The organism is Sinorhizobium sp. CCBAU 05631, from assembly GCF_002288505.1.
Taxonomy (GTDB): Bacteria; Pseudomonadota; Alphaproteobacteria; order Rhizobiales; family Rhizobiaceae; genus Sinorhizobium; species Sinorhizobium fredii_C.
In genome coordinates, this window is record NZ_CP023064.1 from 1,203,807 (window position 1) to 1,224,519 (window position 20,713).

Consider the following 20,713-nt stretch of genomic DNA (forward strand, 5'->3'; position numbering starts at 1 on the left):
ACAACACACCCTCTCCGGCCGGCGTCGTCGGCCGCCATTCAAAGCCGTCGTGGCAAACGTCGCCTGCCTTAGCCGAAGAAAATCTGGCGCAAGCGGGCAAACAGGCCTGGCTGGTTTTCGACAAGCATCGCGCGAATGTGACGTGCCGCCGTCGACGCACTGACCGTGGCGCCGAAATGGCAATAGCAGATGACCTTGTGCAATTGCTCGTCACTCAATTCGAAGAACCGCTTCGCCTCGCCGTAGCTGTCATTGTCCAGGCCGGCGGTCCGCAGGACCGGGTCCTCGAATGCAACGGAGATCGGCGTGCCGTCGCCGCGCATCGTGGCGCGTACATGCGCCGGCTGATACTCGGTCTCGTGCAACGTCGAAAGCCGTCTGTGCGGGCTGCGTTCCAGGAGTTCCGCCCAGCGCTCCAGACGCTCGCTACGCGACAGGGTCCGGCGCGGAAGGTCCTGTTTGACCTCGGCGACACTTTGCAGGTCTTCGATTGCATGGTGCTTCATTGTGACCTCCTAATCAGACTTAGTTGGTCCCCCATTCCACCTCATACGCCTAATAAACGTGACTCCAACCGGCCGCGAAGTCCAATCACGAAAATGCCCCGCGAACACTTAACCAGCAAAAATTGAGGGATTTCGCACGCACCCGCGCCCCGACGCCGCCCTCTCACGGTGACGAGCCGGCGATGCGCGCATGCTCGGGCCCGCCGGCGCGTTTCTCCTAACCGTCTCAATCCTCGCGGAATGCGTGCCTCATCTGGTCGGTGAGCGGCTTCGCCAGATAGGAAATCACCGTGCGATCGGCGATCTTGATGAACACCTCGGCCGGCATGCCGGGATAGAGGGAGAGGCCCTTGAGCTTGGCAAGGCTCTCCGGCTTCGGGCGAATGCGCAGCGGATAGTAGGTGGCGCCGGTCCTCTCGTCGCTGACCATATCCGGGGCGACGGTCACCACCTCGGCCTCGACCTCCGGCGTCGTGCGCTGGTTGAAGGCGCTGAAGCGGATCTCGACCGGCTGGCCGACACGGATCTGGTCGATGTCGTGGGTCGCCACCCGCGCCTCGACGGTGAGTTCGTCGGCCTCCGGTACCACGAGCATCAGCGTCTCGCCGGGATTGACGACGCCGTTCACCGTATGGACGGCCAGCTGATAGACGCGGCCCGGCAGCGGCGCGGTGATGTCGAGCCGCCGCAACTGGTCCGTCGCGGCCGTGCGCCGCTCCTCATATTCGGCGATCTTCGCCTCGACATCGGTCAGCTCCTTGGAGATTTCCGTGCGCCGGTCCTCGTCCAGTTGCAGGACCTGCAGGTCGATCTCGCTGGATTTGCCGCGTGCCTGGGCACGCGAGGCGATATACCGGCCGCGGTCGCCCTCGAGCTCCGCCCGCTGGCGTTTCAGCGTCGTCACCCGTTGCATCGGCACCAGGCCCCGGCCATAGAGCGAATCGACGCCGGTCAGTTCCTCCGCGATCAGCGTCAAGGCGTCCTCGATCGCCTTCAGCTGCACGGTCAGGCCGTCGATCTCGTCGGCCAGCTGCGCCTTGCGCGACTGCAGCTGCCCCTTCATGCCGAGCAGCGCCGTGCGGCGGCTGGCGAAGAGCTTCTGCTCGCCATCGACGAGTTTTGCCGCCGCCGCGCTGGAGACGAAGTTCGCGAGGTCCTTGTCGATCTCGAACGACTCGGCGCCGATCCGCTCGGCCAGCAGCCGGGCGCGGCGCGCGTAAAGCTGCGCCAGCGTGCTTTCGACGATCGCAAGGTTCGCACGCACCGTGGTGCCGTCGAGCCGGATCAGCACCTGGCCGGCCTCGACGCGGTCGCCCTCCTTGACCTTGAGTTCGCCGACGATGCCACCGGTCAGATGCTGGACCTTCTTGACATTGTCGTCCACGACCACGACGCCGCCGGCGACGATCGCGCTCGACAGCTCCGTCGTCGCCGCCCAGCCGCCGACGCCGGCGACGAGGGCAAGCGCGAGGACCGAGACCCCGATCATGTGGCGAGAAAGCGAGCGGCGCGCATTGGGCGCCCGTTGCGTGCTTCCGCTCATTGCTTTGCCTCCTGGCCTTCCGCGACGATCTTCAGCGGGGACGGGCGTTCCGTCTGCTGCCCCCTCAACACTTTGCCGAGCACTTCCTCCTTCGGGCCGAATGCCTGCTGCCGCCCCTCGTTCATCATCAGTACGAGGTCGGTGCTCGCAAGCGCGCTCGGGCGGTGGGCAATCACCACGACGATGCCGCCGCGCCGCCGCACATTCATGATCGCCTCGCTCAGCGCCTGCTCGCCATCCGCATCTAGGTTCGAATTCGGCTCGTCGAGGACCACCAGGAAGGGATCGCCATAGAGCGCCCGGGCGAGCGCGATGCGCTGGCGCTGGCCGGCCGAGAGCGCCGTGCCGCTCTCGCCGATCTCGGTGTCGAAGCCGTTCGGAAGGCGAAGGATCAGCTCATGGACGCGCGCCGCCTTGGCAGCCGCGACGATCGCCTCGGAGGTCGCATCCGCGGCGAAGCGGCAGATGTTCTGCGCCACGGTTCCGGCGAAAAGCTCCACGTCCTGCGGCAGGTAGCCGATATGCCGTCCGAGCGCGTCGCCGTCCCATTGGTCGAGGGCCGCCCCATCCAGCCGCACCGAGCCGCGATAGGCCGGCCAGACGCCGATAAGGGCGCGCGCCAAGGACGACTTTCCCGATCCGCTCGGGCCGATGACGCCGAGAGCGCTGCCGGCCCGCACGGTGAAATTGATATCGGTGAAGATCAGCCGCTGCGCCGCCGGCGGCCCGCTCGCCAGCGCCTCGACACTCAGACGCTCGTGCGGCTTCGGCAGCGCCAGCGGGGTTTCGGCCTCCGGCAAGGCCTTCAACAGGTCCTTCAGGCGCTGCCAGCTCTGCCGCGCCTGAACGAGGCCGCGCCAGTTGCCGATGGCGAGCTCGACCGGGGCGAGCGCCCGGGCGGTGAGGATCGAGCCGGCGATGATGATGCCGGGCGAAGCCTGGCCCTCGATCACCAGCACGGCGCCCGCAGCCAGCACGCCCGACTGCAGCGCCATGCGGAAGACCTTGGAGAGCGCCCCATAGCCGTTGCCGATATCGGATGTGCGGCGGTTTTCCTCCCGGTATTCGGCGTTGCGGCGTTCCCAGAGCTCGGCAAGCCGGCCGGTCATGCCCATCGCCTGGACGACCTCGGCATTGCGCTGCGAGGCCTGGGCAAAGGCGCTGCGAAGGCCGCCCGCCTCGGATGCCTTCCTGGCAGGCGCTTGCGTGCCGCGATTGGTGAGATAGGTGAGAAGCGTCAGGATCAGCCCGCCGCCGATCGCCACGAAGCCGATGACCGGATGGAACAGGAAGCAGATGGCGACATAGAAGGGCAGCCAGGGAAGATCGAACAGCGCCGCCGGCCCGGCGCCCGAGAGGAACGAGCGAACCTGATCGAAGTCGCGCAGCGCCTGCAGCCCGTCTCCCTGCATCTTCAGCTTCAAGGGTGCCTTCACCACCGCCCGATAGATGCGGCCGCTCAAGCTCTCGTCGAGCGCGCCGGCGATGCGCACCAGCATCCGCCCGCGGATCAGCTCGAAGGCGCCCTGGAAGGCATAGAGCAAGAGGGCGAGCAGACAGAGCGCAATCAGCGAGGGAATGCTGCGACTGGGCAGAACCCGGTCATAGACCTCGAGCATGAAGAACGAGCCGGTGAGATAGAGGATATTGACGAGCGCACTGGCAATGCCGACGCCGACAAAGGCGGATCGGCACTCTCGCAGGGCGGAGGCGGGATCGACATTCCTGCCGCTCGATACTGTCAAAGGTTCAGGCACCGGCGAATTTCTCCAGGTCGGCATGGTCCGGCCGCAAGGGCGGCCTTTTGTTGAGGTCCCGGCACGGACGCGCCGAGAACGATTGTGTTCGTTCAGCTTGTTGCTCCGCACCTTAAATCACGTTGGCCTAATTTTTCAAAGTCCGCATGCAGAAGTTGTTACCGGGGTGACAGGGATTATACGGTCGGTTGTCGGTTGCCGATGGCGCGAGCGGACCTGCCCATTGGGATGCGGCGGCAGGCCGCGCCATTGCCGGCCCTCGGCGATGCGAACACGCCTCCGCTACCTGTCTCGCAAATTCGGCAGGATAGTGTTGCGAACCAGGAAGGAGAGCTTTATGTGCAGGGCGACGCGACTTGATCTCGGTGGAGAGTGGTGAGCAGAAAAGCTGCCCCTGAAATTTCTGGTGGCGCTTCTGTGAAGCGGCTGGCGACTTTTGCCGTCCATGTGACCGAATGGAAGAGGCCCTTTCTGGAGCGCTCGTTTCCCGACCGGCGATTTCACTTTCTGCCAAAAAACCTGAGTGACTCCGATTTCGACAGGACTTGGAAGCCTGGCATTCTCCTCGAGGCGCCATGCGAGTTCTTCGTCTGGGGCGCCGCCTTGCCACCGGCGCTGGCCGAAATCGCGACAAAGCAGAACATCCCTGTTTGCTTCGTAGAGGACGGCTTCCTTAGGTCAGTGCGGCCCAGCGCCAGCCGTACGCCTCCCCTGTCGCTAGCGCTCGACAGCAGGACGCCCTATTTCGATTGCGACCGGCCGTCCGATCTCGAAGTGCTGCTCTCAACCTATGACTTCGAGGCGGATGCGGCGCTGATGGAGCGGGCGCGCGCCGGCGCCGCGCTGCTCCTGGAGAGCGGCATCAGCAAATACAATGGCGGGCTGCAGCGGACGGCGGAAGAGATTTATGGACCAAAGACGCGCAAGCGCGTGCTGGTCGTCGGCCAGGTTGAGGACGATGCTTCGATCCGCTACGGCTGCCCAAGCCCGATGACCAACAACGATCTCGTGCGTCTTGCCGCGTCGGAGCAGCCGGAGGCTCAGGTCCTCTATAAGCCGCACCCGGACGTGTTGAGCCGGGTTCGTCCGGCCCGCTCCGACCCCGCCGAAGTCGCGCATCTCTGCGACGTGGTCACCGAGAGCTTGCCGCTGGCCGAGGCGCTGCGCACGGTCGATCATGTCTATACGATCACCTCGTTGGCCGGCTTCGAGGCACTCATGCGCGGCATCAAAGTGACGACGGCCGGCTCGCCCTTCTATGCCGGCTGGGGGCTGACGGACGACAGGCAGTCCAATCCGCGCCGCGGCAGGAGGCTTTCGCTGGAGGCGCTTTTCGCCGGCGCCTATCTCCTCTATCCTCGCTACTTCGATCCCGTCACCGGAGATGAGACATCATTCGAAGCGACCGTCGCCGCGATCAAGCGGCAACTCGACGAACCCGATCTCAGACACCCTTCCCGCCCGGCCTGGCGGCCGTGGGGCCCCTACGGCGTGCTCGGCTGGCGCCATCTGCTCACCGCGATCATGGCGCCGGCGATCCGCCATGCCGGCAACGACCGCGACGCCGAAGATTTCCAGGCCGACCCCATCCGCTTCTTCCGCAGCCTCTCCGACCGGCGGCTGCGGCTGATCGGCCGCATTCTCTATCCGTTCGGGTGAAGCCGTGAGCTATCTCTCCACCCATATCCGCGTCGTCGGTGCACTCCTCGTGCGGGAGATGGCGACGCGCTTCGGCTCGAAGCCCGGCGGCTATGTCTGGGCGCTGCTCGACCCGGCGGCCCATATCCTGCTGATGACCTTCATCTTTCGGGCGATCGCCCGGGCGCCGGCGCTCGGCACCAGCTTCGTGCTGTTCTTCGCCACCGGCTATATTGCTTTTCAGTTTTACCAGGCGATGACGAGCTACTTGAACAGCGCGGTCCGAGCCAACAAGGCGCTGCTCAGCTACCCCAATGTCGCTCCGATCGATACGATCGTGGCGCGCTTTATCCTTCAGGTCTGCACGACGACGCTGGTCGCCGTCATCGTCCTCGGAACCATCGTCGCGACCATGCGCGTTGACACGAATCTACACTGGCCGGCAATCTTGGAGGCAATCGCCATGGCCTGCCTTTTCGGCCTCGGCGTGGCGATGATCAATGCCGTGCTGTTTCTCAAATACCCCCTCTATGAGCAGGTCTTCAGCATCGTCAATCGGCCGCTCTTCCTGATTTCCGGCGTGTTCTTCCTGCCGGATTCAATCCCCGCGCCCTATCGTGATCTCGTGCTTATCAATCCGCTCGTCCACGTCATCATGGGGTTTCGAAAAGGCTTCTACCCCGAATACCGGGCCATAGGCCTTGACATGACTTATCTTTATGGAATCGCATTTCTGACATTGTTTGCCGGAATGCTGGTCTTCACCCTCTCCCGAAAAACGCTGAGAAACGAATGATCCGGTTCGAGCAGGCGACAAAATATGCCCGCACCAAGGGCATCAAGAAGCCGATCATCGAGGACGCCTCGCTTACCCTCAACCGGGGAAAAAGCGTCGGGCTGCTCGGCCGCAACGGCGCCGGCAAGTCGACACTGCTTCGGCTGATCGCCGGCGCGCTCAAACTCGACAAGGGCCGAATCATCCGCCGCGGCCAGATCTCCTGGCCGCTCGGCTTTTCCGGCAGCTTCCAGGGGACAATGACCGGCGAGCAGAATGTGCGTTTCGTGGCCCGCATCTATGGAGTCGATACGGAGGAGTTGATCGCCTATGTTGAGGACTTTGCCGAGCTCGGCCCCTTCTTCAAGGCGCCGGTCGGCACCTATTCCTCCGGCATGAAGGCGCGACTTGCCTTCGGCTTGAGCATGGGCGTCAATTTCGACTATTATCTTGTCGACGAAGTCACCGCGGTTGGTGACGCAAACTTTAAGAAAAAGTGTCAGACTGTGTTCGAGACCAAGCTTCAAGAATCCGATTTGATTATGGTCTCTCATAGCACCTCTACGATCCGCACCTATTGCGATTGCGGCGTGGTACTGGAAAAAGGCAAGCTGACTTATTATGACGATGTCGAGGACGCGCTGCGCGCGCACGACGAGAATATGAAGGGAAATTGAATGGCGGCTAGTAAAGACGCGGCAGCAAACAAGCCGGACCCCGCGCAGCCCGCCGATAAACCAGCCGCCCCCACACCAGCCGCCAAAGGCAAGGGCAAGGGCATCACCGTGTTGGAGGGGCTCCTCGGCAAGGAGAGTGCGCCCGTCATTCCGCTCCCAGGACGCAACAAACTGGACCCCGCCAAGAAGGCTGGCAAGAAATTCTGGTTGAAGAAACTTCGCTGGCGCCACGCCATCGTCGGCGCCTCCTTCCTTGGGCTCGTTGCCCTGCCGGCGACGCTTGCCTCTCTTTATATGGCCTTCATCGCCGCGGACCAGTATCACAGCACGACCTCCTTCGCCGTGCGCAGCATCGAGGGCGGAGGAGCGACCGATATCCTCGGCATGTTCACTCAGGCTTCCGGAAGCAGCACGGTCTCGGACAGCTATATCCTCATGGATTACATCCTCAGCGAGCGCATGACCGTGGATGTGGACCGCAAGTTCAAGCTGGAGGATGTCTACGCCACCCGCGGGCTCGATTATTTCTACGGCATCGGCTCCGGCCTGTCGATCGAGGACAAGCTCGCCTATTGGCGGGACATGGTGAACGTCAATTTCGACCACGCCTCCGGCATCATGCAGGTGGACGTCAAGGCTTTCGAGCCGAAGCAGGCGCGGGAGATCGCGCAATTCATCGTTGATCGGAGCGACAACCTCGTGAACAGCCTGTCGCTTTCGGCGCGCAACGACGTGCTGCGAGCTGCGCAGGACGAGGTGCTGGCGGGTGAAGCCCGGCTCTCAAAGGCACGCGCGGCGCTCCGCGTTTACCGCGACAAATCGCAGGAAATCAGCCCGGAAGAAGGGGCAAAGCTTGCCGTGCAACTGATCGGCGGTCTCGAGGCGGAACTGACAAAGGTCAATGCCGACCTCGCCGCAGCTAAGAGCCAGATGAGCGAGGATACACCCCGGATTCGTGTTCTGAAGACGCGCATCGAAAGTTTGGAACAGCAACTCGCGATAGAGCGTCAGCGGCTTGGGACCGGCGAGAAGGCCGCCGCAGATGACCCCACTGTACCGGATGTCGCCGGGCGCATCGCCGAGTTCGAGGAGTTGGAAACCGAACGCGAATTTGCAGAACGCGCCTATACGGCTGCCCTCGGCTCCCTTGAAAGGGCACGCATCGAGGCGAATAATCGCCAGCGTTATCTGGCGCTTTTCATTGAGCCAACTCTTTCTGAGCTGGCTCAATACCCGGCCCGATTGCTGAACTCGCTCCTCGTCCTTCTCGGGCTGCTCTTTGCCTGGGGGATCGGCGTGATGAGCTATTACAATATCCGCGATCGGGCCTAGCGCTCCCGAGAGCTATAGATATCGGACGGCGTTTTCGACCCTGACAACCTTTGCGAGCGCACCAGACCTCACTTCTTCAAAGGGAGTCTCTAGTCTTTGTGTGCATGCGCGTATTGCTCCCTTGCCGCCCAAATATCTCGACGCACGGCGTAGACTTCGTGATTGTCGTCAATAGGAAATACAACGCTCTTCCTAAACAGCCCTTGGATGTCTTCAGACCACATGTTGAAGTGCGGAACGCCCCGACGCATGAGCGAGAGGAGTGCTCTGCGCTCGGAATTCGTAAGATCCAAGTGTTGGACGGCTTCGATATCCTGCTGATCCACACTCTCTTGTCGTCGCCGCTCGGTATTCTGCTTCACGCCTGCCTTCGCCTTCACTGAGTGTCTCTGGTGTCGGTATTAGGCCGATCTAGCCCAAAAATTAGCTTTCGCCCGCTTTACCGACGCCCAATGGCAACCACAATACACGCCGCCCATACCCCGAAGCGGCAATTTCAGCAACGTGAGAACATTGGGAGCTGTGCGTCCCAGGCTGCCTTTGCGGGTATTTCAACCGAGGTCCGGCGTGTCACAAGACCTATAGGGTAACGGAATCCTTTGTCACTGGTGTATTGACTTCCACGTCTTTTCGCAACGCCTTGCCTAGAATCTGATCGAGGTACTTTGGTGCCAGTCCGAAGCCAGGCCTTACACTTCTAACGGAATCCGCCGTTACGATGTCACCAGCCTTAAGAGACTTAACGAAGTAGAGCGAACGCCGGAATTTCACGTTTCCTGTCTCGCTCGATTTGTGGCCGTAATCGACATTGCCAAGCGCTTCCCAAGCGGTCTTTGCATCGCGGCAAAGCGCTGCAAACTCGTGGGGCTCAAGGGAAAAGCTATCATCGGGCCCGCCCCCGCTTCTGTCGAGGGTAAAGTGCTTCTCGATCAACGAGCCACCCAGGGCAACGCTGGCAATGGCCGTTGTATTGTCAAGCGTGTGATCTGAAAGGCCGGTTGCCAATCCGAAGCGTTCTATCATGTCCGGGATCGTCCGCAGATTATAGTCGCTGGCTGGCGCAGGGTAGCCGCTCACGCAGTGAAGTATAGCCAGGTCCTTACATCCACCCTCGCGTGCAGCCTCGATCGCTTCCGCAATTTCCTCATCGTCTGCCATACCAGTTGAAATAATCATTGGCTTGCCGGTGCCAGCAGCATAACGGATCAGCGGAAGGTCCACTGCCTCGAAAGAAGCGATCTTGTAAGCTGGAGCATTCAGATCCTCCAGGAGATCGATCGCGGTGGCATCGAAGGGAGAACTGAAAATCGTGATACCAACCTTGCGGGCGTGGTCGAACAGGGGCGCGTGCCATTCCCATGGCATATAAGCCTCACTGTATAGTTGGTAGAGAGTCTTTCCGCCCCAAAGGCCACCCTCAATGCGAAAGTCTTGCGCATCACTGTCCAAAGTTATCGTGTCCGGCCGATATGTCTGAAGCTTTACGGCGTTTGCGCCCGCACGCTTCGCTTCATCGATCAGCGACAACGCGGTCGCGATCCGACCATTATGGTTGGCGGACATTTCGGCAATGACGTACGGGGGGGAATCTGGCCCAATCTGCCTTCCCGCAATGGTGAGATTTCTGCCCAATTTACTCTCCTCTAGATATCGGGATGCTAGCAAGCATGTCGTTGCGCTTATCTATCCACTCGCTCGCTAAGACGCCAAGTCTATGGATGTCGTAGAATGTCCCGTCGCGCTGATACTGCTGGCGAAGGATGCCCTCTTCCACGAAGCCAAATTTCTTATGAAGCCTGATGACAGTCGTGTTGAAGTCCAGAACTTCACAGGAAAGCTTATGCAGCTTTAGCTCAAAAAAGGCGTAGTCCAACGCGAGAAATTCCATTCGTGAACCGGTACCCCGCTCGGCATCCGGAGATGCATAAAACGCCCAACTTGCGTTCTCGTTTCCCTCATCTATGTTATTGAACGAAACCACGCCCATCGGCACGTTTTGATATTCGTAGATGAAGTATCTTTGGTTGTCCGCAGACTTAATTCTCGCCCACCAACGCTGGTGCTCTTCCTCCGAAATCTCATGGCATGTGTACATTTTGTCACGTACTGACGGAATATTGCGCCAGTTTCTCATCATGGGGAGATCATCATTAGTGGCCGCACGAAGACGGCCATATATACTGTTCGACATTACATGAACCTCGCACTAGACACGAAAATGAAGACGATCGGCGATCTGCCGCGCCACCAATGACCCTCCCTCCCCATTGCATATGGTCGCCGCTCGCTCCGACATAGTTCCAAGCGCCGTTTTGTTCCGCATAATGCTTTCAACAACGCCAACGAATGCCGAATCGAAATCAGTTCCGAGTTCTATTATCCTCGCCGCACCCTCGACAGCCAGTTTTTGCGCTACTTCGCGTTGATTTTCGGCGAGAACCATTAAGATCGTTGGTAGACCAACAGCACACCGCTCCCATGATGTGCTGCCCGCTGCACCAATGGCGAGATCGGCTTCTGACATCAAGCTCGCCATGTCGTCTACATTCGACATTACGCGTGTCTTCCACGGCAGTTGAGCAGCTTTTTCACGAACCGCGTCGGCCCAAGGAGCGTGCTGTCCCATCACAACGGTTATTTCAGTGTCGTTCGGTAGTGCACATCGTTCGAGGGCGTTTAGAACCCGTTCGGTAACATTTTCCTTGTCCACTCCCCCAAGAGTCACCATCAGCCGACGCGGAGCGGCTTCCTGGCGCCGAGCGAGGCTATAGGCACGCCTGCCCGCAAACTGGGGGCGGAGGAGTGCGAATTGTGGGCCTACGAGTATCTGGCAGTGCGACGGTACAAGTGTTTGATAATCGGTCGCAACTCGGCCGAGGCTCTGATCCAGCAGGAGATCACACTCATGCTCACGATCTGCTAGGTCGTCGAGGACCATGAGATATCTGCAAGACGAACGTACAAACCTCTCCCAGCGAATATCGAGCGCATAATGATCGACGATGAGGCAATCCACCGGAGCGTCATCTATAGCTGCGATAGTCTGTCTCGCATCCATCGGCCAATCGACGCCGAGCCAATGGGCATGCGTGAGATCTCGGTCGCCTTCTGTGGTCGCCTCCGCCTCCTGCGGAAGTTCCGTGACCGCATAGCCCCTCTGCCGAATGAGATCAATCAAATTGCCTTGATGAACACGACAAACAAAATGGCATTCACACCCGGCCTCAGCCAGCATGTCTGCGAGCGTAAGGCAACGCATGACGTGGCCGGTCCCGATGTCAATCGACGCATCGGTGCGAAAAAGGATCCTATGCCTGTGGGGAGGTGACATCAGATTCATGCAATGCCTTAAACATCAGTTCTGCTCGCAACCAGTCGTCCGGCGTGTCGATGTCCTGCACGCGATAACGGGGCAGGATCAAAGCGGTCGCGATGGAGGAGAATACTGGCTTGCCCAAAAGCCAGGCTTCCGATCGCCCCCAGTAAAACTGCCCAGCATCATGATAAACCTCATCGAGATCCTGCGAACGAGTGCTGAATTGCTGGGGCATGAGCATTTCAACGCGCCCCTCGGGCGTGAGCCTGATGGCGCGCTGTACCGGAAAAGCGTAACTGGTCGCCGAGAACACAAAATCCGCTCCGCGTTCCTCAAGCAGACCAAGTCCCCGAGCTATATCGCCCGCGCGCAGAAAGGGCGCAGTTGCATAAATGCAGCATACTCTTTCCGGCATCGCGCCATTTTCGGCCAACCAACGGATCGCATGGCGAATCACATCACCCGTCGTTGCGTAGTCATCAGACAATTCGGCGGGCCGGAGGAATGGAACGTCAGCCCCTGATTGCCGCGCAATCTCGGCGATTTCCTGGTCATCTGTGGACACGACGAGGCGATCAAAGCAACCGCTCCCGATTGCCGCATCGATCGACCAGGCGATCATCGGCTTTCCAGCGAACTGTTGGATGTTCTTACGAGGTATTCGTTTGCTTCCTCCTCGGGCCGGAATGACAGCCAAGTTCATCTCGTTAGTTCCACCGTCAGGGCAGCTATGACCTCGTCCTGCTGTGTTTCAGTCATTGTCGGGTATATCGGCAAGGTGATCGCCTCCTGATAATAACGCTCGGCTTCAGGAAAGTCGCCATCGCGGAACCCCATTCGCGAATAGTAAGGCTGCGTGTGAACCGGAATATAGTGCAGGTTCACTCCGATACCCCGCGCGCGTAGTCCCTCGAAAACTGCGCGGCGAGATTTTGACATCTTGGCGAGTTCGAGGCGGATGACGTAGAGATGCAATCCTGAATAGCTGTCGGGGTGCTGCCAGGGAGTGACCAGCGGGAGATCCGCCAACATCTCGTCGTACCGCCTTGCCAGTACGTGGCGCCTGGCGACATATTCGTCGAGCCGAGCCATCTGGCTTAGCCCCAAGGCGGCTTGGATGTCGGTCATGCGGTAGTTGTATCCAAGGTCCACCTGCTGGTAGTACCAAGGGCCGTCCGGTTCGCGCGTCATGACCGCTGGATCTCGTGTGATCCCGTGACTACGAAACAGTGCCATCTTATCCGCAAGCTCTTTGTTATTCGTCAGCGCAGCGCCCCCCTCTGCCGTCGTTACGATCTTCACCGGATGAAAGCTGAAAACGGTGACATCGCTGTAACGGCAGTTGCCGATCGGTTCACCCTGATATTTGCCGCCAATAGCGTGAGACGCATCCTCGATGATCCGGAATCCATATCGCTTTGCGAGATCATGGAACTCCGCCATGGCGCAAGGTTGACCAGTGAGGTGTACGAGAACGACGATCTTCGGAAGCACGCCATCTTCTGCCGCCGTCAACAGCTTGCGTTCCAGTTCCGCCGGGGAGAGATTATAGGTGCGCGGATCCACGTCCACGAAGTCTACCCTCGCTCCGCAATAAAGTGCGCAGTTGGCAGATGCGACAAAGGTAAGAGGGGTTGTCCACAACCAGTCGCCGGCGCCTAAACCCATCGCAAGACAGGCGATGTGAAGCGCCGACGTTGCACTGTTTGCCGCCAAGGCAAATTTAGCGCCGGTGTACTCTACAAGAGCCTCCTCGAAGCGAGGCACCATTGGCCCTTGCGTGAGAAAATCGGAGCGGAGCACTTCTGCAACCGCATCGATATCTGCCTGCGTAATGTCCTGGCGGCCGTAGGGGATCATTGCTTAGACGCTCCCAATCTTTTCGGCATTTGCGGCTATCCAGGACTGCAACTCTTCCGACGTCATCCATGCGGAATTGTTATCGCTCGTATAGCTGAACCCGGGAGGAACCTTCTTGCCATCCTTGATGCGCGCTTCCGATGATGTCCAGTTGTGGATTGCGGGAAGTATCTTGAAATGCTCTTCATACTCGTAGGTATGGAAGGCATCCTCTTCACCAATCATTTGTTCGTGAAGCTTTTCGCCGGGCCTGATCCCAACGAGTTCGAGCTTCGCTTCCGGGGAAATCGTACGAGCGAGGTCCGTAACCTTCATCGAGGGGATCTTTTTGACGTATATCTCCCCTCCCTCCATGTCATCAAAGGCATGCCACACAAGCTCAACACCCTGCTCGAGCGAGATCATGAAGCGTGTCATGCGCTCGTCTGTGATTGGCAAGACGCCCTTATCTTTGATCGACAGGAAGAACGGGATTACCGATCCGCGAGATCCCATAACGTTGCCGTATCGGACGACGGCGAACCGAGTATTATGTCCGCCAGCATAGGAGTTTCCGGCAACAAACAGCTTATCTGAGGCCAGCTTCGTCGCTCCATAGAGATTGATTGGACTGCTCGCCTTGTCAGTGGACAGGGCAACTACCCGTTTCACGTTCTTGTCGATGCAGGCATCGATGAGGTTCATCGCGCCATTGATGTTCGTCTTCACGCACTCAAATGGATTATATTCGGCAGTTGGCACAATCTTGGTCGCAGCCGCATGAACGACATAGTCCACTCCGTCCAAGGCTCGGTACAGGCGCTCACGGTCCCGAACATCACCTATGAAGAAGCGGACGCGCGGATCGCCTCCGTATTTCTTCGCCATTTCCCACTGCTTCATCTCGTCTCGAGAGTATATGATGATCTTTGCAGGGTTATACTTGGCGAGCGTCATTGGGACGAACGCATTTCCAAACGACCCTGTGCCGCCCGTAACAAGTATGGTGCTGCCAGAAATCATTTCCATCTCCTTTTATGATTTCACGAAGAATTTATTAGGAGACCTTCAAGACACAAGAATTACATCTCGCAAGCACCTAACAGCTTCTCACGTTTTAGTACGACAATAGTGAACCTGCCGAAAAGCCACTCGAGTTCACCGTCGAGCACCTCTGACTAGAGTCAGCGGCTCTGACGATCAAACTGATTTCTGTCATCTGTGGTCTGAGCTTCATTCGGCTGGCCACTGGCTTGGATATTTCATCTATCCCACGGCGTTCAAAGAACCCTGGCGGAATCTCGGGGCCCTAGTTACTAAGAGTGTCCACTTGTGACAAGCAAACAGGTCAAAAAAGATGCAATGCCGCCTCGGAAACTAGGGTGGTCACCGCACGGGATTTTCCGCAGATAGACTCTCCTGGCAGAACTTAGGCGAAGAACTTGTCAGCCAGTCGGCTGATATGCGGATCGCCGTCCCTCAGGAACTTTTCGACCTCATCCATGTGCCAGAACGGTACCCCGACCGGGTCGTTTGTGACGGGACGATGGGAATAAGTGAAAGGCACACAGACTTCTTCCGTCCCCATGTACTTCAGCAGCAGCGCTGCGCGCTCCATCTTCTGTCGGTCGGGCCGCTCCCATTCATCCGCGCAAATGATCCTTTCGTAGTCGCTTCTCGACTCCGGATAGATCAGCTCGATCGGGTAATCATGCTTGCCGAAGTGGCTGGCCATGACCACGGGAACACCCTGCGCGCATAGCTCCAGTGAAGAGGTGCCATTCCACAAGACCGCCAAGTCGAGATATTTGATGAGATCCTGGTTGTTAAAGCCGGTGTGCGGAAGGATCAGGACATTTTCGGGAATGTCCATGTCCCCGATGAGATCCAGCCAGTATTCATTCAAGTCGCGCGCGATCTCGGGTCGCAGCTCGTGAGGGTGCGGCTTCAGGACAATCAGGTTTGACGTCGATCCGGCAGTTGCCACCGTATGACGAAGCCAATCGGCAATGTTCTCGTGCCCTGGCCCACCATCGAACGGAACAGCCATGTCGCAAAGGATCTTGCCGTAGACGCCGATGACCTTGCGGCCCGCCTGCTTTGCCCGGATCAATGTCTCCTCGTACTGGGTGTGAGACGTGTTGCCTTCGAGCCGACCGACGCGGTTGTGGTTGAGGACTCGATCGATGTCTTCCTTGTACCGCTCGTAAAGCCCGTCCCGCTTCAACCATTCCTCGAAGCGATCGGGCCGTGCCAGGAAGGGAAGCCGGTACAGAGGATGCTTCGTCAGGTTGTCAAGGCTAACCGTTGTCGCAACCTTGCTCTTGAGATTGCTGTAATAGTTCTCGTAGGCCGGTCCCATGTGAATGAAACCGACGTCATACTTCGACGCCTTCTCGAGGGCGAAAGACCGATATACGGAAAACGGAGCGGAATGCGATCCAGCATTTATGAACCGCACCGGCATGCCGCGCTTCATCACTTCTCTCTCGATCGATTTGCAAGCTGTCAGGGCCTTGTCGCACCGCACCAAATAGTAACGGAACCATCGGAAAATCCACGGATCATTTATGTTGAAGTTGAACGCACGAAATTTCTGCGTCATTATTTCGAATATAGCTTGATAGTAATTGATACCATCCGCAATTACCTCACGTCCGGCCCAATTAATTGTCCACTCGTTGGTAAGGCTTCCGAATAAACTGCGATCCGTGTGAATAACCCTATCGATCATTCCGGCGTGCTTGTCGATCCATGCGATGCCTGTCGGCTCATTCCTGAGCATCCCTTCATCCAGCTGAACTACAGCGTACCCCTGACGCTTGAGCTCCAGAAGAACGGGAACCACCATGGATATTGTGTTCAGGCAGCCAAATGACCCGAGAAAGACCACTCCTCTCGGCAGCTTAGGCTGAGCTACAGCATCCAAAATTTTGGATGCTTGAGACAGAAAATCCACACGAGCAAGCTCTTCCCGGATTGCCGCCGACTCCCTCCTTGCAGGGCCATCCCCCGCAGCAGCTGCAGCTGCAGCGGCGTGGTTCAGCCAGGCTGAAGCCTTATCCAACTCCCCACTGTTCGCATAGATGGTAGCGAGCTTTCGCCGGTAACTGTTCTTCTTGTATTTCGTCAAAAGAGACCGAGCAACAGTAGCCGCGGACGAGTATCGCCGTTCATAGGTACAACAATTCGAAAGTAGATGAAGAAAAAACTCTTCTGGAATCTTATCTTTTTGACTGGCGAGAAAGGATCTAGCGCCCTTATAATTGCGAGCCCTGACTAACATGTTGAAATAATCGCTTACCGTCTTTTTGTAGTGCGACATTTCTCCCTTCGCAACAGCCGAAGTATCATCAAGGGTGATCCTTTTATAGGCGCCTATACCTCGTTTGTCATCAACAGTCATAGCCATTTGGAAGAGCTGCATCCCGACAGTCTTCGGGACACTCTCGCTACGACTTTGATAGAACGATGTGACTTTAGCCTCGGCGCTCCTATAGATTTCGACAGCGAGTTGCCGCTTGGGCTGAACAATTAGCTCGGGCCGCTTTGAAGGCTTGAAAAGCGACGCAACGATGACCTGAGACAATTTGGCTAGCCCAAGGACATCATCGGCATTGAGGCTACCGAGGAGGTCGTATGAGAGCTGGTGCATCTCTTCAAGCATTCGATGATGTGAGAGGTGATCAAAAATCTTCGACAATACGGCGAAAAACTGAGGGTCGTGGCGCAACCAGTGAAGATTGTCGTCGAAGAAATGCCACAGAGGTTTGCCGTCGACCGGCTTTCGTCCGAATCTCCCTTGCTCAGACCGAACCATCTCGCAGGCTTCGAGGAGAAGCAGGAAATCGCTGCTAGAGACAGTCTCCGACAAAATCTCCGCTTTTCGGTTCAGCACCTGCTCGGCATCGTCGAACTTGCCGATCCGCGTCAGGCATGACACCAGATCAGCGGCGTCTTCCAATGCGAAATTCTGCGGAGCGATATCTTTCAATCGCTCGATCGCTTCCGAAGGCTCGTCCGATTGAGCGATGTTCCTGAGCGTCCAGAAGACGCCGCGGTTGTCTCCCCCTTCAAGAGCACGCTGTACGAGGTAATCCGCGACCTTCCCGCTATCGACGTCCGGTCCGGCCAGCAGGTCGAGCAAACCACTTTGACCCTCGGAGAAAAACGCGGTCTCGTTCTGGAGATAGGGATTCTTCTGGAGCGCATCGACGAGCCGGGTGCAGAGATCGGCGTCGATCGCGTGATGTTCGAAATGACTGGCTATCTGCTCGGCAAGTGCGCGGGGGGTGCCGTACTTCTCCAGCACCAGCGCCAGGATTGCATGCTCAAGCTCGGCAGCCGCTCCGCGACTTCCCACGCAATAGGCTGGATAAAGAATGTACGCGGCTGCGAACACTTCCTGCAGCGTCCGCTTCGCCGTGCGCCGCTCGCTCTTATGCCGGTCGTCGGTGAGCCCCCATCCGGCATAGAACGGCTCCCCAAAAACGCTGACCTTCTTGCCTCGTAGTACGCTCTCGAAGCCCATCAAGGACGTGAGCGTGTAGACATGATCGACAGCGTTCAACAGTTCTTGGAAATCATAGTCGCCAGATATGATCGTAGCGATATCGGCAATTTCCCTAGGATCAGAGATTGCATCCCTGTGCCCCCCCAGGACATCCCGGTGGGGTTTGTAGATAACCTCCGCATCCTCATTTTCCGAATGCGCGATGCGGACCAAATCATTGTTCGAATACTTTACCTTGGCCCCATATTTGATCGATGCATCGGACTCCACCTGACCAATGACCAATACCCTGCGCCTTCGCGACGGATGCAACTCCTTCAACTTGACGTTCTGGCTGACATTGTACTTCGTCAGGTTATAGTGGCGGATCAAGCTCATGCACTTGTCGGCGCGCCTCAGGAGGTCTCCTTGCTTCGAGGCGTCGAAGCCCTCGATCAGGCGCTCAAGGTCGGACGGACGGGATCTGTCGAAATAAATTCCAGTCTTGTCGATCGCGCAGGAAAGCGGATCGATGTGCGCCGCTCCCAGCCCAACCGAGCGAAGGAACCCGTCCTCGATCCTCCATATCGGAATGGAATGGCGTTCGGCATAGGCGACCGCGCCCTTTTTGCCCTGCATGCCCCAGAAAGCGATCAGGCTGGGCGGGTGCTTCTTGAACCCGGCGTGCTGAATGCGCCACGGGGTATTCTTACGCGCGAATGCGACCCGGTAATCTGCGAAGAATTTTGCCGCCACCTCCCTCTTCCACGGGGAGAAGCCAAACAACACCGCTATAGGCTTGTCAGCCCCTGCTTCGAGCCATGCTTCGCCAACTACGTCAAACGCTTCTAAGCCTGCAACTTTTATTTCTGAAACGACCGCTTTTGACTTAGTCCGCTTGCCGGCACTGGCTACAGGCAAGCCCAACCTCTTCATCACATAATTGACGTGTTTAGCTCCCACGCGGCGATATGCCTGTTGGATAGCTTGTCCGAGTTTGTTGCGTTGCAGTAAGTCGCGCACTTCTTCACCACTTTTGGGTACAAGCATGAACTTGTACAACCTATACTCGTTAAACCGCAGCCTCTGTACCGCCTCAGATCGCTCAAAAAGTCAAGACAAAATGAGTAACACTGGACCACAATACCGGGCCCATCAAGGGCGCTCCTCCCGGATCTCCCGCGCCGAAACCATTAGCAACGCTAGGCCAAGAAAGACGCATGCGAGCGCGATGTCGAGGACGTAGCCCCTGTCGAGTCCGTCGGCTCGATATTCGGGATAGATAGCACCCCGAAACCACATAATGATGTGCGCGAGCGGATTGTAGAGAACGAAATCGCGGATCGGGCCAGGCATATTTTCTGGCAAGAAGAAGACGCCCGAGATGAGGAAGAGGGGCCGATTGATGATGCCGAAGATCTTATCGTAGAGCGAGAAGCGGGCGAACATCACGATATTGACCGTGCCGATGCCCAACCCCAGGACCGCGGCAGCACCGGCGGCCTCGACCATGCCGGCTAGATTCATATGCTGGCTGACGCCGCCGAGTTCGACGATCAGGAAGAGGATGAGCACCGACACGAGTGCGTCCGTCATCAGTTGCAGGATGAAACGCGAGACGATCGCGTCGAAGGGCGAGACGACCGGATAGGAGAGCAGCGCCTTGTTCGCCTTCATCGTGCCGGCCATGAAGGAGGACATGCGCTGGTAGAAGGTGAAGGGCAGGTAGCCGCTTGCGAAGAACAGCGGAAAGCTCAGGCCCAGAGCCGGCATGCGGGCGAAGGCCTGGAAGATCAAGGTCATCATCGCGACATGGGCGACCGGATCGAAGACGGCCCAGAGATAGCCGCCCGGCTTCGAGCCGTAGCGTGTCGACATTTCGCGCACGATGAGGGCGGCCGTCACTCTGATGTGCTGTTCGATAAGCTTCACGTCTGGTCCCGGCGGATTGTCGTTCATGCGATGCGATGAGGCGAGCGGTGATTTTTCCCGCTGCCGCCGGCATATTCCACAATCCGCGCTTGCTGGCAAATTTTGGGCAAGTGTCGCGCGCAGACGCGGCGCCGCTGAAACCCTGTGACAAGCACGGGGATAATGCCGGCCGATCCTTGGCCCGGCCCCGGCAGCTTGTCTCCAGAGGAATTCAACGTCGCCAACCGGCGCTCGACGTCTGCTCATTACAGCTTCAACCCAAAGCGCACCTGACGCGTCGGTGCGGTCCGCGGCGCGAACTGCGTGAATCAGGCAGGAACGTATGTCAGCCTGATCACGTCCTCGCCAACCGGATCATTGGCCACAAGGCGGAGCGGCGGCCGGGGGCCGGCGAAGAATGGCGTGCCGCGGCCAAGAACGACAGGGTGGATGTAGAGGCGATATTCGTCAACAAGACCCAGGTCGGTCAGGCTTCGCGCCAGGCCCGGTCCGGCAACGGCAATCTCCCCCGGAAGCCGCGCCTTCAGCCCACGGATCACCGTCTCGATGTCATCCGCGACCAGCGTGGTGTTGGGGCCGACCGACTTCAGCGAGCGCGAAACGACCCACTTCGGTTGGCGCCGCCACGCCGCGGCGAACGCGTGCTCCTCCGCATTCCACTCAGGACGATCTTCGTCCCAATAGCGCATGATCTCGTACATCCGGCGACCGTACACACTGCCGGTCAGGTCGCGCACGTGGTCTATCCAGTGACGAAAGAGCGCGGGGCCAGGTGCAAATTCCTGGTGGTCGACGTAGCCGTCCAGCGATTGGTTCATTCCAAAGACAAGCTTCGCCATGCTCCAAAATCTCCAACCCGAGTTCTTCAGAATAGCTTGAGCCGGCGTTCCTTGTAAGTGCGGTTGC

16 protein-coding genes are annotated in these 20,713 nt (G+C 58.4%); 4 read left to right on the forward strand and 12 right to left on the reverse strand.

Annotation, left to right across the window (positions count from 1 at the left end):
- Positions 1 to 68: 68 nt before the first annotated feature.
- The 3 genes from SS05631_RS25080 to SS05631_RS25090 form a co-directional block, all read right to left on the reverse strand.
- A complete protein-coding gene (locus SS05631_RS25080) occupies positions 69 to 506 on the reverse strand; it encodes a hypothetical protein (RefSeq protein ID WP_037416305.1) in 438 nt (145 codons plus the stop codon).
- 226 nt (positions 507 to 732) lie between these two features.
- A complete protein-coding gene (locus SS05631_RS25085) occupies positions 733 to 2,049 on the reverse strand; it encodes an HlyD family type I secretion periplasmic adaptor subunit (protein ID WP_037416302.1) in 1,317 nt (438 codons plus the stop codon).
- A complete protein-coding gene (locus SS05631_RS25090; protein ID WP_162109088.1) occupies positions 2,046 to 3,794 on the reverse strand; it encodes a type I secretion system permease/ATPase in 1,749 nt (582 codons plus the stop codon). Before SS05631_RS25090 ends, SS05631_RS25085 begins: the two co-directional genes overlap by 4 nt.
- A 387-nt stretch (positions 3,795 to 4,181) precedes the next feature.
- Here SS05631_RS25090 and SS05631_RS25095 point away from each other — a divergent pair, with 387 nt between their 5' ends.
- Genes SS05631_RS25095 through SS05631_RS25110 form a run of 4 tightly spaced genes read left to right on the forward strand, consistent with a single transcriptional unit; the run spans position 4,182 to position 8,228 of the window.
- Complete coding sequence (locus SS05631_RS25095; RefSeq protein ID WP_037416297.1) at positions 4,182 to 5,465, forward strand: capsular polysaccharide biosynthesis protein; 1,284 nt, start codon at positions 4,182 to 4,184, stop codon at positions 5,463 to 5,465.
- Between the two features lie 4 nt (positions 5,466 to 5,469).
- Entirely contained in the window at positions 5,470 to 6,240 is a 771-nt protein-coding gene (locus SS05631_RS25100) for an ABC transporter permease (protein ID WP_037416294.1), read from the forward strand.
- Entirely contained in the window at positions 6,237 to 6,896 is a 660-nt protein-coding gene (locus SS05631_RS25105; RefSeq protein ID WP_037416292.1) for an ABC transporter ATP-binding protein, read from the forward strand. The genes SS05631_RS25100 and SS05631_RS25105 overlap by 4 nt, the downstream gene beginning before the upstream one ends.
- Entirely contained in the window at positions 6,897 to 8,228 is a 1,332-nt protein-coding gene (locus tag SS05631_RS25110) for an RkpR, polysaccharide export protein (RefSeq protein ID WP_037416290.1), read from the forward strand.
- A 579-nt stretch (positions 8,229 to 8,807) separates the two neighbouring features.
- On the opposite strand, the gene pseI is transcribed toward SS05631_RS25110, so the two are convergent.
- From pseI to SS05631_RS25160, 9 genes are all read right to left on the reverse strand, one after another.
- Positions 8,808 to 9,860, reverse strand: a complete 1,053-nt coding sequence (gene pseI, locus SS05631_RS25120; RefSeq protein WP_095678089.1) for a pseudaminic acid synthase — start codon at positions 9,858 to 9,860, stop codon at positions 8,808 to 8,810.
- A 1-nt stretch (position 9,861) separates the two neighbouring features.
- Positions 9,862 to 10,419: a UDP-4-amino-4,6-dideoxy-N-acetyl-beta-L-altrosamine N-acetyltransferase gene (gene pseH, locus SS05631_RS25125; protein WP_037416281.1), complete on the reverse strand. Its 558-nt coding sequence runs from the start codon at positions 10,417 to 10,419 to the stop codon at positions 9,862 to 9,864.
- A gap of 15 nt (positions 10,420 to 10,434) precedes the next feature.
- Positions 10,435 to 11,568 carry a UDP-2,4-diacetamido-2,4,6-trideoxy-beta-L-altropyranose hydrolase gene (pseG, locus tag SS05631_RS25130; RefSeq protein ID WP_037416278.1) on the reverse strand — a complete coding sequence of 378 codons (1,134 nt, stop codon included), beginning with the start codon at positions 11,566 to 11,568 and terminating at the stop codon, positions 10,435 to 10,437.
- Complete coding sequence (gene pseF, locus SS05631_RS25135; RefSeq protein ID WP_037416275.1) at positions 11,537 to 12,247, reverse strand: pseudaminic acid cytidylyltransferase; 711 nt, start codon at positions 12,245 to 12,247, stop codon at positions 11,537 to 11,539. Before pseF ends, pseG begins: the two co-directional genes overlap by 32 nt.
- Positions 12,244 to 13,404 carry a UDP-4-amino-4,6-dideoxy-N-acetyl-beta-L-altrosamine transaminase gene (gene pseC / locus SS05631_RS25140; protein WP_037416272.1) on the reverse strand — a complete coding sequence of 387 codons (1,161 nt, stop codon included), beginning with the start codon at positions 13,402 to 13,404 and terminating at the stop codon, positions 12,244 to 12,246. The genes pseF and pseC overlap by 4 nt, the downstream gene beginning before the upstream one ends.
- Before the next feature lie 3 nt (positions 13,405 to 13,407).
- Complete coding sequence (pseB, locus tag SS05631_RS25145) at positions 13,408 to 14,406, reverse strand: UDP-N-acetylglucosamine 4,6-dehydratase (inverting) (protein WP_037416269.1); 999 nt, start codon at positions 14,404 to 14,406, stop codon at positions 13,408 to 13,410.
- A gap of 406 nt (positions 14,407 to 14,812) precedes the next feature.
- On the reverse strand, positions 14,813 to 18,937 hold the full coding sequence (locus SS05631_RS25150) for a lipopolysaccharide-processing protein (protein WP_245369172.1): 4,125 nt from the start codon (positions 18,935 to 18,937) through the stop codon (positions 14,813 to 14,815).
- A 93-nt stretch (positions 18,938 to 19,030) separates the two neighbouring features.
- Complete coding sequence (locus SS05631_RS25155) at positions 19,031 to 19,807, reverse strand: ABC transporter permease (RefSeq protein WP_037416337.1); 777 nt, start codon at positions 19,805 to 19,807, stop codon at positions 19,031 to 19,033.
- Positions 19,808 to 20,115: 308 nt separating this feature from the next.
- Entirely contained in the window at positions 20,116 to 20,646 is a 531-nt protein-coding gene (locus SS05631_RS25160) for a dihydrofolate reductase family protein (RefSeq protein WP_037416267.1), read from the reverse strand.
- Between the last annotated feature and the right edge of the window lie 67 nt (positions 20,647 to 20,713).